Here is a 16,663-nt window from a genome sequence, read left to right on the forward strand (position 1 = left end):
AATGGTGGAACATCTCAGTTAAATCCGTTACATCCCTTACATCCGTTACTGAACTTCCTTCTACTTACCATCGATAATACCGATAAGGATCGTCCCCCTTCTCAAAATCCGTTCTGTAATCCCAGTGATAAAACTCCCGACTCGACGAACCGTTAAACACAGATCCATCAGCCTTAAAACTCGCCCCTAAATTAGCCAAAATCTGAGCATTTGCCCTGGTTTGCCGCCAGCGAGTAAAACGCAAATAAGTCTTAGTATCAGCATTCAAACTGTCCGGTTCAATCTGAGAAAAAATCGCCACACCCTTGCCAACTTTTACCCGACTTAACAAACCGTCAGCGCCGATATCTCCCCCAGACTTAATCAACCAAGTATCATAAAAAGAGCGCGATCGCAAATCAGAAGCGCTAACCCCCTTCACCTCATCCCAACTCGGAACCGCCAGCGAACCCCCAAAATCCTTCGCTTGCTGCAAATCCACGCCCAAACCCGCAGCAGGCACTTGACGTGGCAAGAAAAACGCCTTCCCACCAGCATTCAAATAACCGCGCAAATCTGCATCTTTCAGATTCGCTTCTCTCCCCACAATCGCCAAACCAACATCATTAGAAAGCGAACTAGCGCGCTGATAAATTACCCCCAAACTGTCCAACTTTTGGGCATCTCCATCTCCCCCAATTAAAACCACTTTATCCGGCTTTCCAAGTACCGGAGAATTCATCCCGTAACTCACAATTTGTTGCACTAACTGCGCCGCCCCAGCATCTACAGAATAATGGTCTTCCAAATCCAACTCGTTTAAAATCAGCCGCCCTTTTCCGTAATCCAATTCCATCAGCGGCGAATAAGCTAAATCAAACTCTGATTCCAAAATTGGGCGCCAACCGCTGCGGTGCGGTTTCTCAATTGAAGCGCTACTGACACCGCCACGATTTCCCCAACGCCAGCCGTACCAAGGCGTATTTGCCGGACTCAATCTCGGCGCAGTTTTAATTGTATCTGGATAAGCTTCAACCAGCGTGCTTTCCCCCGCCCAATCCCGCAAATCTTCACTGTCTAAACCGCTAATTGCCGGATGGTTGCTGTCAACTGGAAAAACGCGGCGGCTGACGTGGGCAGCAACTCGGAAACCCGTATTTTCCAGCCATTCCCTGCGCTGAGGAAACACAATTGCTTTGCCGCCGTTTCGCACAAAACTTTCTACACTTCCCGGCAAATTTTCCCCGCTAGAAAATGCTTCCCTACCGATAATTAATAGCGATGAAACTTGCGAACCATTCCACGGTACAAGCTGATAACCTAATTGTTTTAACATGGCAGATGTTTTGCCCGCTGGGTCGAAGATTGTCAGCGAATCTTTGATGTTGGCTTGCTTGGGAAAAACGCGGAAAGCAAATGTATCAGAATGCGATCGCTCGCCGACTCGCGCAGTCAAGCGAATTTCGCCGTCAGCCTTGCTAGAAATGGTATTTGGCAATTTTACGTCAATTGGGAAAAACAGCGTTCCTGCCGCCTCAATCATCCCTTTTCCATCGCCTTTTTTTACTTCTTTCCCCCCCACCAAAACCCGCCAATTAAACGAAAATTCTTGCGGCGTCCGCGTATCGTTAATTAACACTACTTGCTTGGCCAGTTTTCCGCCCACAAACAAATTGCGCTCTTTCGCAGTAAAAACCGGGCTAGCACCAGCAATCCAAGCCAAAGTCGAGCTATTATTATTCATAATTGCCTCGCCCCCAGGATGAACAGTGTAAGCTTCGGGCTGGAAATAATTCAAAAGATTATTTGAGACTTGCTTCAAATAAACTCCCCGGCGACCCGGTTGAAATGCCCCAATATCCACCTTTTTTCTGCCAGCTTCGGAAACTTCCCAACCATGTCCGTCATTCCAAGGAATCATCCCCCCAGAAATTCCAAAAGTCCGCCAACTCCGCCAAGTATTTGTACTGAATAAATGCTGCAACTTTTGAAAAGCGGGTGCAAAATCTAACTCTTTTTTACCATGCCAGCTTTGATACTCCTGACCCTGGACAAATTGCTCGCGAATTTTAGCTTTATAAGCGGCAGTTTCCAACTCGTAAGCCTGCTTGCCAAAATAAATTGCCGCAAACTCAGTCATCCAAGGTTCGCTGAGAATCGCCTGACCAAAACCTTTGCGGGCCCGCATCATCGTTGCGTGCAGAGGAGTCCCAAACTCGACTGCCATGTAGGGCTTTTCCCCGGTTTTGCTCCACTCAGAAATCCACTCTTCCCGTTCTTGCAAGGGAATCAGATTTAAATAAGAATTCAGCGCATAAACATCGCCGAAGTGTGCGCCTTGGTGTACCATCACAGGTCTGGTTGTGTCGGCCGATTTAATCGTCGCTATAGCGTCATTTCCTAGGGGAGTGTTGACCCGCAAACGCTGGTTTTCCGAGGGACTGAGAGTTCCTTCTACTTTGCTTTTGCCGATGCGACGGGGATTTAAATCGTCAGCGTTGCCGAAAAAATTAGGACTTGTCGCCCACATTAATACTGATGGATGATTGCGGTAGCGGCGCATTTCAGTCACCATTCGGTCTTTCCAGCGGTTTTTCCACAGGGGGTTTCTCCACTTGCCGTTCCAAGCGATAGGACTAATGTCTAAAGCGGGAGCCATAATTGGAAAACCTTTGAGGTCTGCTCTTTCGGAAAATAACTCTCGGAAGTGCCATTTACCCCGTTCGTCGTGATTCCAAGGCCACATTTCTGTTATGTTAAAACCTGCTTTTACGTAGCTGTCAATTAGCCTGTCAGCAACTTCAACTGTCCCGCTTTGCCAAGACTCGGAGTGCAAGTTTGGTCGCAGCCGAAATTCAGTTCCGTTTAAGAAAAATTTGCGCCCTTCTATCCAAAATTCGCGGAAGCCAAAAGGTTGGTAGTATTGCGTGTCTATGCCGCTGCCTTTTACTTCTAATTGCAATGTGTAAAGGTTGGGTTGCCCGACATCCCAAAGACGGGGATTTTGCCAATTCCACTGAACTTTTACCGTTTGAATGGGTTTAGCTTGAACCTTGGCAGTGCCTGTAAATTTTTGTTCTACTTGGCCTTTTTCGTCGAGCATTTGCGCGATTATTTCTACTTGACCGCTTTGGGCAACGTCTTTGAGTTCGACATCTAATTTAACTTGCTTTTTTCGGGTGGAAGTTTGGACGAATACGTCCCTAATTAACGGGCCTGGGGGAAGGCTCAGAAGCCGTACTTCGCCGATGATTCCCCGCGATTGCAACTTGGATTTTTCTGTGTAGATTTCTGTGGGGCCCATGATGACGGCTTTTTCCTTTTCATCGGATACTGCTATCACTAAAATAGATAGGGTGTTTTGACCGGGTTTTGCTGCTTTGGTAATTTCAATAGTGCCGTAGGGCCAGGGGATTTGACCGCAGTTAATGCCGTTGACAAAGATGACTGCATCGGTGCTGACTCTGGCTAAGTCGAGAAAAATTCGGCGGTTTGTCCAGTCGCCGGGAATGTCTATATTTCTCTGATACCAAGCTTTTGATAGTTGTTTACTGTTGAAGTTTTCCCAATCTTTGCCGTTGCCGCGAGTGAGGATTCCGGGTACGGATTCGTGGTTTTCTTTTTGCCAGTCTCCGGGCACCCAGATGGAACCCCAATTCGGAGAGACGGGGGGGTTTTGGGGGTTGCCAACTGCGGGGACAAATTGCCAAGTTCCGTTAAGATAGATTTGGGATCGTTTGTTGTCGATCGCCCCGACGGCCGAGGTGGTAAGATTGGGGAAGCCGATCGATATCGCTGAGCTGCTGGTGAAGTTGGGATTTTGAAGCGCGTAACCGACGAATCCAAAGAGGATGGCGGCTGCGAAAAATAATCCGATAATTTTGGCCAGCTTGTGATTCACTCGCTTATTTCTCCCAGAAATTAGATAATCTAATTTGTCCCTGGCTCTATGATAGCAGTTGATTCAGCAGAAATTCCCCTGCCAATCTGCCTCTGGGAAGATGGCACAGAGCCGACAAATGTGGTTTTGTATAGAAAAAATAAATACTTAGTTTTAACTAAGTTTTAACAAGGTTGTTTCATCGACATAAGCAATAGTGCGATCGCGCCATCGCTACAGGTCAACAAAAATGAGCGAGTTTGAGGTCTTGCCCTTACCCATTAAATCTTACAGTATTGCTACATTTAGTGCCGGCACGGCTTTACTGCTGACAACTCTGTTACTGTTTTCCTTCCAGGCAGCTCCTGCAATCTTACTTTTGGCCGCTGCAATGGTTATCGCTTGGTATGCTGGCTTAAAGTCCGCAGAACAAAAACTAGAAATAGAACGTAATATTATTTCTAAAGTAATTGACACGACAGCTTGCTTGATTGTAGTTCTCGACAGTCAAGGACGGATTGTCCGCTTCAACCAAGCTTGCGAAAAAACTACAGGCTACTCGACAGCAGAAGTTGTTAATAAATATGTGTGGGATTTGTTCTTGATTCCCGAAGAAATAGATCCAGTGAAAACAATTTTTACCCAGCTAAAAGTCGAACATTTTAACAGCGAATATCAAAACTATTGGCGCACTAAAAACGGATCAAAACGCTTAATTTCTTGGTCGAATACTGTGACGACCGATAGCGATGGTTTGGTAGAATATGTGATAGGAACAGGCATTGATATTACCGATCGCACAGAAGCAGAAATAGCCCTGGCTTTATCCTACACCCAACTAGAAAGCCGCGTCAAACAGCGGACAGCAGAACTGACAGTAGCTAAAGAAGCGCTGCAAGCTCAAGAAGAACGATTTCGCTGTTTAAGTTCCTGTTCGCCTGTCGGCATTTTTATGGCTGATTTTGAGGGGCGCTACACCTATGCAAACCCACGCTGTCAGGCTATTTGCGGCTTGAGTTTGACAGAACTTTTAGGAGACGGTTGGGAGAAGTGCATTCACCCGGAAGACAGCGATCGCGTATTGAGCCGATGGCTGGATTATACTCGGCAAGGTGGGGAATATGCGATCGAGTATCGCCTGCAAACACCAGAAGGGATTGTGCGCTGGATTAACGTTTGTTCATCGCCGATGTTCTCCGACTCCGGCGAACTCATCGGATATGTGGGCACGGTGAGAGATGTCACCGAAAGACAACAAGCGCAAGCAGCTTTGGCAAGCAGCGAACAGCAACTGAGAACGCTGCTAGAAAATACGCCAGATATCATTATCCGCACTGACAAAGAGCTGCGTTATATTTATATAAATCAAGCAGTTGAAAGAAGCCAAGGAAAACCAATTTCATTCTTCCTGGGTAAAACCAGTCAAGAAATAGGAATGCCGCCGGAACTGTGCCAGATGTGGGATGAAACCCTGCACAAAGTGTTAGACACAGGCCAAGAAGAAATTATCGAATTTCAGGCTTTCTCAATCAACGGCATCCGAAGTTATCAATCCCGCGTAGTTCCAGAATTTGACAAAAATGGGGTACCAGAATCAGCCTTAATTGTCGCCCGCGATATCACAGAAATAAAACTTGCGGAAACTCAAAGATTGCAGTTAACAATCGAGCAAACAGCAAGGGAAAAAGCGGAAATAGAACAGCAGCGCTCGGCATTTTTAGCAGAAGTCAGCAAAATGCTGGCTGATGCGTTTGACGGGGAAACGGTGCTGCAAAAGGTAGCAGAATTAGCAATAAATTCGATCGCCGACGGGTGCTGCATTCATTTGACCGAAACGGGGTCAAAAGTGCGTCTAGTCGCTGTGGCTCACGCAGAACCCTCTATGGTTGAGACTATTAATAACTTCAGCATCCGAAGTTCGATCGCCGACAATGCTGTTAACGGCTATCCGCTGGTAATCCGCACCGGAAAATCCGAATTAATTGCCGAAGTGGATGAGGAATTTTTAGCAGCAATCGCCGAAAATGCAGCAGAAAAGGAAAAATTGCGCTCGCTCAATATCGGATCTCACGCTTGCGTACCACTGAGGGCTCGCGGGCGGGTAATGGGTTCCATCACTTGCTTTACCTCAAAGTTGGGCCGCCGCTACAGTGCAGAAGACATGGCAATGCTAGAAGATTTAGCATACCGCGTGGCGATCGCCCTAGACAACGCCAGACTTTACACAGAAGCGCAACAAGCACTATCTCAAACATCGCAATCCTTCGCCTTAATTGACTCGCTATTAGAAGCATCTCCCCTAGCGATTTGCTTTATGGATCGCGAAATGCGCTTCATCCGTATCAATCAAGTATTAGCAGAACTCAACGGTTTGCCGATAGAACAGCATCTCGGCCAAGACTTCCGCCAATTGTTGCCAGAACATGCAGCAAAATTTGCGCCGATAATTCAGCAAGTTTTAGAAACCGGCAAGCCTGTTTTAAACTTAGAAATGAGCGGCGAACCTGATGGGAAACCGGGATATTTCGGTTACTGGCTAGCCAACTACTACCCAGTGAAAAATGAAAGAGAAGAAATAATCGGAGTTGGCCTAATTATCACCGATATTACCGCAGCCAAACAAACAGAATTAGCTTTGCGGGAAAGCGAAATGCGCTTCCGCAGCGTGGTAGAATCTAACATGATCGGCATCGGTTTCTGGGATGCCAACGGCGAAGTTACTAACGCTAACGACGCCTTGCTGGAAATGATTGGATATACGAGGGAAGACTTAGTTGCAGGACAGATCCGCTGGCTCGAACTCACAGCGCCGGAATATCTAGAACTCGATCGCATCGCCTTCGCGCAAGTCGAAGCCGAAGGAAGTTGCGCGCCTTTTGAAAAAGAATACATCCGCAAAGACGGCACGCGCTTCCCAGTTTTAGTGGGCGGCGGAAACTTCCAAGGATGCAAAGACAAAGGAGCATTCTTCGTACTAGATATCACCGATCGCAAACAAGCCCAAAACCAACTTCGAGAAAACGAAATACGCATTCGCCGCCAACTAGCAGAACTCGACTTAGTTTACAACACCACACCAGTCGGGCTGTGCTTTGTCGATACCAATTTGCGCTACATCCGCATGAACGAATGCCTCGCTGCGATCAACGGCCGATCGATCGCAGAGCACCTCGGGCGCACCGTTAGAGAAGCGCTTCCCGAAATGGCCGATATGGTAGAGCGGATTTACCGCCAAGTGCTGGCGACGCAAACCCCCGTGCTCGACTTGGAAGTTAAGGCCGAAACCAAGCAACAGCCGGGAGTTTTGCGGGATTGGCAAATCAGCTTTTACCCCGTGATCGATGAATCAGGAACACTGCTGGGAGTCAGCACTGTGGTAGCCGAAATCACCGATCGCAACCAAGCAAAACGAGTAATGCAGCAAAGCGAAGCCATATTCCGGCGGCTGTTCGAGTCAAATATTTTCGGAGTCGCGATCGGCGATTTTAGCGGCCGCATCGCCTACGCCAACCAATCCCTGCTCAACATGGTCGGCTACACCCGCTCAGATATGCTCTCCGGTAAAATGCGGTGGGACAGGATGACCCCCCCCGAATACCTGCACCTCGACGCCTTAGCAGCCCAAGAACTGCGGGCTAAGGGAGTCGCAACTCCTTTCAAGAAAGAGTACATCCGCAAAGATGGCAGCCGCGTGCCGATTCTGATGGGCGGAACTACTCTGTGCCCGGACGATCGCGAACCAGAGACGATCGTCGCATTCTACATCGACTTGACCGAGATCGCGCGGGTGGAAGCAGAACTCAAACACAATCAAGAACGGCTGCAAATCGCTCAGCAAGCAGGCAAAATCGGAAGTTTTGAATTGAACGTCCAAACCGGCGAGGTCGCGTGTACGCCGGAGTTAGAGGCTTTGTACGGGCTGCCTGCAGGCGGTATGGACAGCTATCAAAGTTGGGTGGAAATGGTGCATCCAGACGATCGCGCTTTGACTCAACAGCAGGTGCAGGCTGCGGCGGCGTCCGGGGAGGAATTAAACATAGAGTTTCGCATCTGCCGCCCCGACAAAAGCGTGGGCTGGATTGCTTGCAGGGCTAAGGTATTTCCCGACGATCGGGGTTTGCCTTGGCGGATGATCGGGGTGAACGTCGATATCAGCGATCGCAAAGAAGCAGAAGCAGCGCGATCGCACATCCATCAAACTTTAGAAGCCTTGATTGAGGCTTGTCCCCTAGGAATTACTGTTTTGGACTGCGACGACGGCACTGTGAAAATGTGGAACCCAGCAGCCGAGAGGATTTTTGGCTGGCATGAATCAGAGGCGGTAGGTCAATTTGTGCCCAGCGTTCCCGCAGACAAGCGGGAGGAATTCACGGCTAATTTGAAAGGAATTCGCGAAGGAAAGGCGATAGCGGGCATGGAAACCCAGCGCCAAAGGAAAGACGGCAGCTCGATCGACATCAGTTTGTGGGCAACTCCAGTCCGCGACAGCAACGGCAATATCAACTGTATGTCGATCGTCGCCGACATCAGCGATCGCAAGCAAATCGAGGCCCAACGCGCTCAGTTGCTCGAGCGCGAACAAGTCGCGCGGGCGGAAGCAGAAGCTATCAGCCGCCGGAAAGACGAGTTTCTAGACTCTCTTTCCCACGAATTGCGAACGCCTTTAAATGTGATTCTGGGGTGGGCACAGATCCTGCGCGCCCACCCCTACAACCCAGATAAATTAGTTTCGGGTGTGGAAGCCATTGAGCGTCAGTCGAAGGTGCAGATCCAGCTAGTGGAAGATTTGCTTGACGTTTCCCGGATTATTCAAGGCAAGCTGGCCCTGAAACCCGGCTGGTTCTATATGGTAAGGACGATCGAGGCGGCTAATAATTCAGTTCGTTTGGCAGCCGAGGCCAAGTCTGTCACCGTTTCGTTAGAACTTGACCCCTCAGTCAGCTTGATGTGGGGCGACGCTCAGAGGTTGCAGCAGGTAGTGTGGAATTTGCTGACTAACGCCGTCAAGTTTACGCCTTCGGGGGGAAATGTGCAAGTGCGCTTGTCTGCGGTAGCTGTTAGCGATTCCTCATCACTCAATTACGTGCAAATTACTGTCAGCGATACCGGAAAGGGCATTTCTGCTGAGTTTCTGCCCTACGTGTTCGATCGCTTCCGACAAGCAGACGGCTCGAAAACTAGGGCTGACAGCGGTTTGGGACTGGGATTGGCCATCGTCGAGCACTTGGTGCAACTCCACGGGGGCACTGTGACTGCGGAAAGTCCCGGTAAAGACCAGGGTGCGACATTTACGGTGACACTGCCACTCAAACAGCCTCGGAGTAAGAAGGGGCAGTTGAGATGAGTCGCCGCCGGATATTTTAGTTAGTGATATCGCTATGCCCGTTGAGGACGGCTACTCGCCGATCCGCAAAGTGCGATCGTCCGAATCCGACAAAATCAAGCGCTTGCCGGCCGTGGCGCTGACAGCTTATGCTAGCGAAGAAGACCGCGATCGGGCGATCGCCGCTGGTTACAACTGATATCTTGCACCATTCTCAAGAACGGGCTCTCCGGCCCGTTCCACAAGAAAATTCACTCTTTGTGGAACAGGCATCTTGCCTGTTCCTAAAAGGCTAATTGAGAATGGTGCAAGATGTGAGTTACAACGAACACTTAACAAAGCCGATCGAACCCGTTGTCTTCGCCACCGTTTTAGCCAAGTTAACTCAGTAGGGCGATCGGGCTAGAGCGTGTTTTCTTGCCTCTTCTGTAGGTTGGGTTAAGCGTAGCGCCACCCAACAAATCTACGAAAAATGTTGGGTTTCGTTCCTCAACCCAACCTACAATTTAAGGCTAAACAACAAAGAGTGGGAGAGTGAAGGAGCAAAGATTATTCCTACAGCAGCGCCGTTACTCAAATGCTTTGTAGTTTGCTACGAGTTAACAAATATGTATCAGCCTATCTACATAGTGCGGCTCGATGAACGCACAAATAACGTCTACATTTTGGCTGGTGAAACTATCGAAATAGAGATTTATCCTAACGGGCAATGGAGATACTCTGATGAACCGACCTAATTTTCAAACTATGACCAGAAAGGAATTGCGAGCTTACGTACTTGCTCACCGAGAAGATAATGAGGCTTTCTATGCTTTTGTCGATCGGCTGCATGAATCTGTAGCCGTAACAGAGGCAGCAGTTGTTAAATGGTTGCACTTCCAGAACCCGAATCAAACTATTAATAAACTTCCCGAAAGCTGCTCTAGCTGGACTTTGACAGATTCCGAAGGAAAGAAAACAGAAGTTAAAATTCAAAATATGGGCAGTTCTCTGCCAACCAATAAGCCATTTATAGAGCTTTTAATTAACGACACGATCGCCGAGAGACACAAAGAAATTAGAAAGGTTATCACAGTTTTTGTAAGTAAAAATGAATCAAATGCCAAACAGCTAGAAACAGAACTGACAGAAGCAAATTTTGACAGCAGGGCCCAATCTTCGCTGGTAGTTGGCTATATTGAACCCGGAGGAACATTTCAGAGCCTGTAGGGTACGCCAATTGCCGGGGGTAAAGGCAGACTACAGCAGTTAAAATACGATTATCAGCGCAATTGGTTCACACCCATGCCCCTTTATCCCCTCAACCGCCCAGCAGTCAAACTTTTCAGCAAGCTTCCCCTGCGAATGGTTCTGATTGTTCCCTTTGTTTTGCAAACAGTCAGCGCCGTCGGGCTAGTGGGCTATCTTTCTTTCAAAAGTGGTCAGGAATCAGTCGAAGATGTAGCGCATCAGTTAATCGAACAAGTAGGAGAACGTACCCGCGATCGCCTCACCGATAATAATGGGCCCTCGGCAATCAATACCTTTCTGGCTAGGCTGCAATTCTCGGCGTCGGGACAAACTTTTATTATGGATCGATCGGGCAATCTGATTGCCACATCTACACTAGAAACACCCTTGGTGACGCAAACAACAAAGCAACCGACGCCATTGCTAGCCACCAACAGCAAGGATGCCCCAACGCGAGATATTGCTCGACAACTCGCCAACCGATTTGGCAACTTCCGCACGCTGCAAACAACCCAGCGATTTACCCTGGCGAACAAGGGCGATAGGCAATTTGTCCGCGTCACTCCCTATCGAGATTTCCGTGGCTTGGATTGGTTGATTGTGGTGGTGGTGCCAGAGTCTGATTTCATGGCTCGCATTCAAGCAAATACGCGCAATACATTGTGGTTATTGACGGGTACGCTGCCGCTGGCGATCGCGATCGGATTTTTGACTTCCCGTTGGGTAACAAAGCCAATTATGCGCTTGAATACGGCAGCCAAAAATGTTGCCCAAGGAAAATGGGATAAACCTTTAGAAAATAAACGCTTGGATGAAGTCGGAGAACTCGCCAATTCCTTCAATTTTATGGCCGCGCAACTGCAACAGGCTTTTGCAGACCAAAAATCTTTAAATGAAGCTTTAGCGCAGAGCGAGAGCCAACTCAAGCAATTTATCGAAGCCATACCTGCGGGAGTATCTATCCACGATGCCTCGGGTAAAGTCGTGTACTTCAACGAAACTGCCAAGTATTGGCTCGGCGTAGAAACTATCCCCGATTCGACTTTAGAAGAAGCAGTAGAAGTTTATCAAATCTATCGCCAAAACCAGCCGTATCCAACTGAAGAACTTCCCGCATTCCGAGCACTGCGCGGCGCAACGGTATTCCTTGAAGATTTAGAACTTAATCGAGATGGGAAATTTATTCCTTTTGAGGTGCGCGCCACACCAATTTTCGACGAAGGCGGAAACATTATTTATGCCATCACTGCTTTTTCTAACATCGTACAGCGCAAACAAGCTGAAAAAATCTTAACTGACTACAATCGCACTTTAGAAGCCGAAGTGGTCGAACGTACCTGCGCCTTAGCTCGTGCCAACGAACTATTACAATATGAAATTGCCGAGCGCAAATTGCTCGAACAAAAACTTTCCACTTCTACTGAGCAAGTTGTGAAAATATTTGAGTCTATTACAGATATTGTATTGATTTTTGAATACGAAGAAAAAACCATCCAAATTATACCCACAAAGGGAATTTTTCAATACAACTATCAGACGAATCAGATCGACTCCATCATCGAACAATTTTTTCATGAGCCAAGGGAGGAGATTTATTTTGATCGAGTTCGACAGGCATTGGAAACCCAACAAACTATTAGTTTTGATTACAGTCTGCCGATTAATAACCAAGAAGTTTGGTTTGCTGCTAAAATTTCGCCGCTGTCGGATAGCTCTGCGGTTTGGGTAGCGCGCGACATTAGCGATCGCCAGTTGGCGGAATCCCGACTGGTGGAAGCCCAAAAAATTGCCCGTATTGGCAGTTGGGAATACGATATCGCCACAGCAACAACCACTTGGAGTGAAGAAGTCTATCGCATTTACGAACTCGATCCGACTCAAAAACCGCTGCCAAACGAACAATTAATCGAGCGTTTTCATCCAGAGGATCGATCGCGCTATCTGACAATGGTGCGCGATCGAGCTATGTCGGGGCAAAGCTTTGAAATTGATCTGCGGCTGCTCCGAAGAGATGGCTCGATCGGTTACATTGAAGTTCGAGGGAAACCGGTTTATGATGAAAAAGGGCAGTTGCTCCGTTTGTTGGGCACTGTCTTGGATATTAGCGATCGCAAACAAGCCGAGTCAGCTTTGCGAGAAAGCGCCCAGGGAGAACAAGCCATCGCCCGATCGATCGAGCGCATCCGTCAATCCTTAGATATTGACACAATATTCAAAACCACAACATTTGAACTGCGACAAACCCTAAAATGCGATCGAGTCGGTATCTATCGCTTTAATCCTGATTGGAGTGGGGAATTTGTTGCCGAGTCAATGGCTCCGGGCTGGATATCTCTGATGCAACAACCCGACGATTTTAATGTGCCAAACACTCTCGTCGAAGACTCTCGCTGTACCGTGAAAACTATGCAAGCCTCCGGTGAACCAGTGCGGGATACCTATTTACAAAGAAATCAAGGTGGTATGTATGCTAGAGGCGTTCCTTACCGCATAATTGAAGACATATACACCGCTGGGTTGAGTCCTTGTTACCTAGAACTGTTAGAGCAATTTCAAGCTAGAGCCTACGTTATTTTTCCCATATTTTGTGGCAGTCAACTTTGGGGTTTGCTCGCCAGCTATCAAAATTCTGCACCCCGCACTTGGCGCGAAGCAGAAATCAATATTGGGCTGCAAATTAGCACTCAACTAGGAGTCGCCTTACAACAAGCTCAATTGCTCGAAGCCACTCAACAGCAAGCAGTACAGCTTCAACAAGCCGCCTGGGCCGCAGAAGCCGCCAACCTTGCCAAAAGCACTTTCCTGGCAAATATGAGCCACGAACTCCGCACCCCGCTAAACGCAATTCTGGGATTCTCCCAATTGATGCAGCGCTCTACCAACCTCACTCGCGAACAACAAGAAAATATCCGTATCATCAACCGCAGCGGAGAACACTTGCTAGCTCTGATAAATCAAATATTAGATTTAGCCAAAATAGAGGCGGGACGCATTACAATCAACCCAACAAAATTTCAATTAAGCAGCCTGTTGAACGATCTGGCAGAAATGTTTCAACTCCAGGCAATGGATCGACAATTGCAGTTAATATTTGACTGCTCTAGCGAAACTCCCGAATACGTGCAAACCGATCAAATGAAGTTGCGCCAAGTTTTAATTAATCTGCTTTCTAACGCCATTAAATTTACTAAACACGGAGTAATTTGGTTAAGAGTAAGTGCATTTATAGACCGAAAAAATCAGAATTTACCAATCAGTAATTACCAATTACATTTTGAAATAGAAGACACGGGTTCCGGCATAGCTGCTGATGAGTTAGATAAGCTTTTTCAAGCCTTTGTGCAAACCAAAACAGGAACAAAATCTCAGCAAGGAACAGGCTTGGGGCTGGCTATCAGCCAACAGTTTATCAAGCTGATGGGCGGCGTGATTACTGTACGCAGTGAAGTTGGACGCGGCACCACCTTCGCGTTTGATATCCCCGTCAGCGCCGTTGATGCCCCCGCGACTCAACCCGTACAGCCACCGCGTCGGGCGATAGCACTGCAACGCAATCAGCCGCGCTATCGTATTTTGATTGTGGACGATCGAGCCGACAACCGCCAACTGCTGATCAAACTCCTGGCTGCCTTTAACTTTGAACTCCAAGAAGCCACCAACGGCATGGAAGCTATTGAAAAGTGGTCGAGTTTTGAGCCACACTTAATTTTTATGGATATGTGGATGCCCGTGATGGATGGACATGAAGCTACCAAACGCATTAAAGCCACCGTTAAAGGTCAAGCTACGGCAATTATTGCCGTGAGTGCCGGTAACGCTGAGGAAGGGCAAACCGTTACTGTATCAGATGATTGCGATGACTTTATCCACAAACCCTTTCGAGATACAGAAATTTTTGCCACCCTCCACAAACATCTGGGAGTGCGTTACATTTACGGTGAACCGGAGAGTATGCCCGAGTCAACTCAAATCGAGGCTCCGACTCCAGAGACTCTTGCAGCTTTACCCGCAGATTGGCTGGCAGCTTTAGAGAAAGCCACAATTGAGTGCGATTTAGAGTTAATGCTGGTGCAAATTGAGCAAATTCGCGATCGCAATGACGCTTTAGCTAGCGCCCTAGCCACCTTTGCTAACGAGTTTCAGTTCAATCAAATACTAGCTTTCATCCATCCCGAAACGAAATAGGAATGATATTACAGCAGATAGCAGGTTTATGAAGTACACCCCAGATATATCTTATATATCTATCCCCCCGTAGGGACACCGCACCGTGCCCATTGGTGTCCATTTAAGGTAAAACCAATAGTCCCACAGGGATTGGAACTCCTGCCTCAAAGCGAAAGTCTTCGCTATGAGGACTTAGAAGAAGAATTTTTAAACTCATTAGTCCTCTTTGAGAGGACTTTCGCTATTAGACAGGGAATTCATTCCCTGGCGGACTGTCGGGTAGGCGGAAGGACTGGCGGACAAAAAGCTTAAGTTAACACCTATGGGCACGGTGCGGTGTCCCTACTTCATAAACCTGGGATACTACAAACCTGTAAAGGTTATTTTACCGGACTAGATATGAATTACGAACCAACTCCCGTCTTAAAAGGGAATATTTTAATTGTTGATGATATTCCGGCTAATTTGCAACTTTTAGCTCAAATACTCTCGCAGCAAGGGTACAAAACACGCACCGCACCCGACGGCCAACTAGCGCTGCGGTCGATCGAGTTAACTCCTCCTGACTTAATTTTGCTCGACATCATGATGCCCGGTATGGACGGCTACCAAGTCTGCCAAGCATTGAAAAATTCTCCCAAAACCAAGGACATTCCAATTATTTTTATCAGTGCTTTGAATGAAGTATTAGATAAAGTCAAAGCCTTTGAAGTTGGTGGTATAGATTATATCACAAAACCGTTTCACGAACAAGAAGTTCTGGCTCGCGTCTCAAATCAACTCGTGCAGCGCCAGTTGTTCCAGCAAACACAATCCTACGCCCAGCAACTCGAACAAACCGTAACTGAACTAAAGAAAACTCAAGCTCAGTTAATACAGAAGGAAAAAATGGCTTCTTTAGGTCAGCTAGCGGCAGGAATTGCTCACGAAATCAACAATCCCGTCAGCTTTATCTACGGCAATATTGCTCTAGCGGCGGACTATGCACGAGATTTGCTTCGCCTCCTCGAATTGTACCGACATTACTACCCCCACCCCGTTGCAGAAATTATCGGCCAATTGAACGAGATTCAACCCGAATTCATCGCAGAGGATTATCCAAAACTGCTGAAGTCGATGACAGAGGGTGCTTCTCGGATTAGCGAAATAGTGATGTCTTTGCGAAAATTCTCCCGCCTTGGCGAACAAAAGTACAAGCCAGTGGATATTCATGAAAGCATAGACAATACTTTAGTTATTTTGCAGCACCGGCTGAAGGGAACAAACAAAGCTGGTGAGATAGAGGTCATTAAAGACTACAGCCAACTGCCAAGAGTCACCTGTTACGCCAGTGAATTAAATCAGGTGTTCATGAACCTGCTAAGTAATGCTATTGATGCCCTGGAAACTCAACCATCTCCCCGAAAAATTACCATCAGCACTTCAGTAAGTTGTGTGTCAGAATCGGCCCTGCACAATCAAGATTCAACATTAGCCACTCACCACTATAAATCCGTTGTTATTCACATTGCCGATAACGGTTGTGGGATGAGTGAGGAAGTGCGCCACCAGATATTTGACCCATTTTTTACAACGAAGCCTGTAGGCCGCGGTATTGGATTAGGGTTGGCAATCAGTCACGATATTGTAGTGGAAAAACATCGAGGTCAAATCTGTTGTATTTCTGCTCCGGGCCGAGGAACCAAGTTAATTTTGCAAATTCCGATATCTGTAAAATTTTAAATATATATCTCCACAAAAGCAAGTTTTGAACAGGCAAGATGCCTGTTCCACAAAGAGTGAGTTTTCTTGTGGGGAAGGCTAGAAGCCCGCCTAAAAAAAATTATTGAAAATGGTACAACATCATTAACAGACGGAGATGATATATCAGATAGATTGTACCCCAGCATTTGTAGGGAAACGGCAATGCCGTTTCCGGCGCGGGAATTGCCGTTTTCCTACGGGAATTATGGAAGCGGAAAGGCCGTTTCCCTGTGGTTGGCAGTCAGGGAGCATCTCAGTTTTGCATTTAGGAATGAGAATTAAATAACTTCCACTCTTGAAAGTGGGATGGGCGTCCCGCCCGTCCTTTTTGGACGGGCGGG

At 47.5% G+C, this 16,663-nt stretch carries 7 protein-coding genes and 1 pseudogene; 6 read left to right on the forward strand and 2 right to left on the reverse strand.

Annotation, left to right across the window (positions count from 1 at the left end; translation table 11 throughout):
- Positions 1–64: 64 nt before the first annotated feature.
- Positions 65–3,880 (reverse strand): glycoside hydrolase family 2 TIM barrel-domain containing protein, encoded by a 3,816-nt coding sequence (locus tag QUB16_RS17500; RefSeq protein WP_333317944.1) that lies wholly within the window; start codon positions 3,878–3,880, stop codon positions 65–67.
- Positions 3,881–4,109: 229 nt separating this feature from the next.
- On the opposite strand from QUB16_RS17500, the gene QUB16_RS17505 reads away from it, so the two are divergent.
- The 6 genes from QUB16_RS17505 (at position 4,110) to QUB16_RS17525 (ending at position 16,301) form a co-directional block, all read left to right on the forward strand.
- Positions 4,110–9,203, forward strand: coding sequence for a PAS domain S-box protein (locus tag QUB16_RS17505; protein WP_333317946.1), 5,094 nt, complete (start codon positions 4,110–4,112; stop codon positions 9,201–9,203).
- Positions 9,204–9,237: 34 nt separating this feature from the next.
- On the forward strand, positions 9,238–9,381 hold the full coding sequence (locus tag QUB16_RS17510) for a hypothetical protein (RefSeq protein ID WP_333317947.1): 144 nt from the start codon (positions 9,238–9,240) through the stop codon (positions 9,379–9,381).
- Positions 9,382–9,733: 352 nt separating this feature from the next.
- On the forward strand, positions 9,734–9,919 hold the full coding sequence (locus QUB16_RS33620) for a DUF6888 family protein (protein WP_445251131.1): 186 nt from the start codon (positions 9,734–9,736) through the stop codon (positions 9,917–9,919).
- On the forward strand, positions 9,906–10,391 hold the full coding sequence (locus tag QUB16_RS17515; RefSeq protein WP_333317949.1) for a DUF6887 family protein: 486 nt from the start codon (positions 9,906–9,908) through the stop codon (positions 10,389–10,391). Before QUB16_RS33620 ends, QUB16_RS17515 begins: the two co-directional genes overlap by 14 nt.
- A 75-nt stretch (positions 10,392–10,466) precedes the next feature.
- Positions 10,467–14,597: an ATP-binding protein gene (locus QUB16_RS17520; RefSeq protein ID WP_333317951.1), complete on the forward strand. Its 4,131-nt coding sequence runs from the start codon at positions 10,467–10,469 to the stop codon at positions 14,595–14,597.
- Positions 14,598–14,978: 381 nt separating this feature from the next.
- Positions 14,979–16,301: a response regulator gene (locus QUB16_RS17525; protein WP_333317953.1), complete on the forward strand. Its 1,323-nt coding sequence runs from the start codon at positions 14,979–14,981 to the stop codon at positions 16,299–16,301.
- Positions 16,302–16,445: 144 nt separating this feature from the next.
- On the opposite strand, the pseudogene QUB16_RS17530 reads toward QUB16_RS17525, so the two are convergent.
- Positions 16,446–16,663, reverse strand: a pseudogene (locus QUB16_RS17530) (hypothetical protein); the annotation flags it as partial.

It is taken from the genome of Microcoleus sp. D3_18a_C4, from assembly GCF_036702415.1.
Classification (GTDB): Bacteria; Cyanobacteriota; Cyanobacteriia; order Cyanobacteriales; family Microcoleaceae; genus Microcoleus.

Excerpts from the sequence above, each read along its gene's own strand:
- QUB16_RS17505 (WP_333317946.1), top strand. The coding sequence starts at position 4,110 with ATGAGCGAGTTTGAGGTCTTGCCCTTACCCATTAAATCTTACAGTATT.
- QUB16_RS17525 (WP_333317953.1), top strand. The coding sequence starts at position 14,979 with ATGAATTACGAACCAACTCCCGTCTTAAAAGGGAATATTTTAATTGTT.
- QUB16_RS17520 (WP_333317951.1), top strand. The coding sequence starts at position 10,467 with ATGCCCCTTTATCCCCTCAACCGCCCAGCAGTCAAACTTTTCAGCAAG.
- QUB16_RS17510 (WP_333317947.1), top strand. The coding sequence starts at position 9,238 with ATGCCCGTTGAGGACGGCTACTCGCCGATCCGCAAAGTGCGATCGTCC.
- QUB16_RS17515 (WP_333317949.1), top strand. The coding sequence starts at position 9,906 with ATGAACCGACCTAATTTTCAAACTATGACCAGAAAGGAATTGCGAGCT.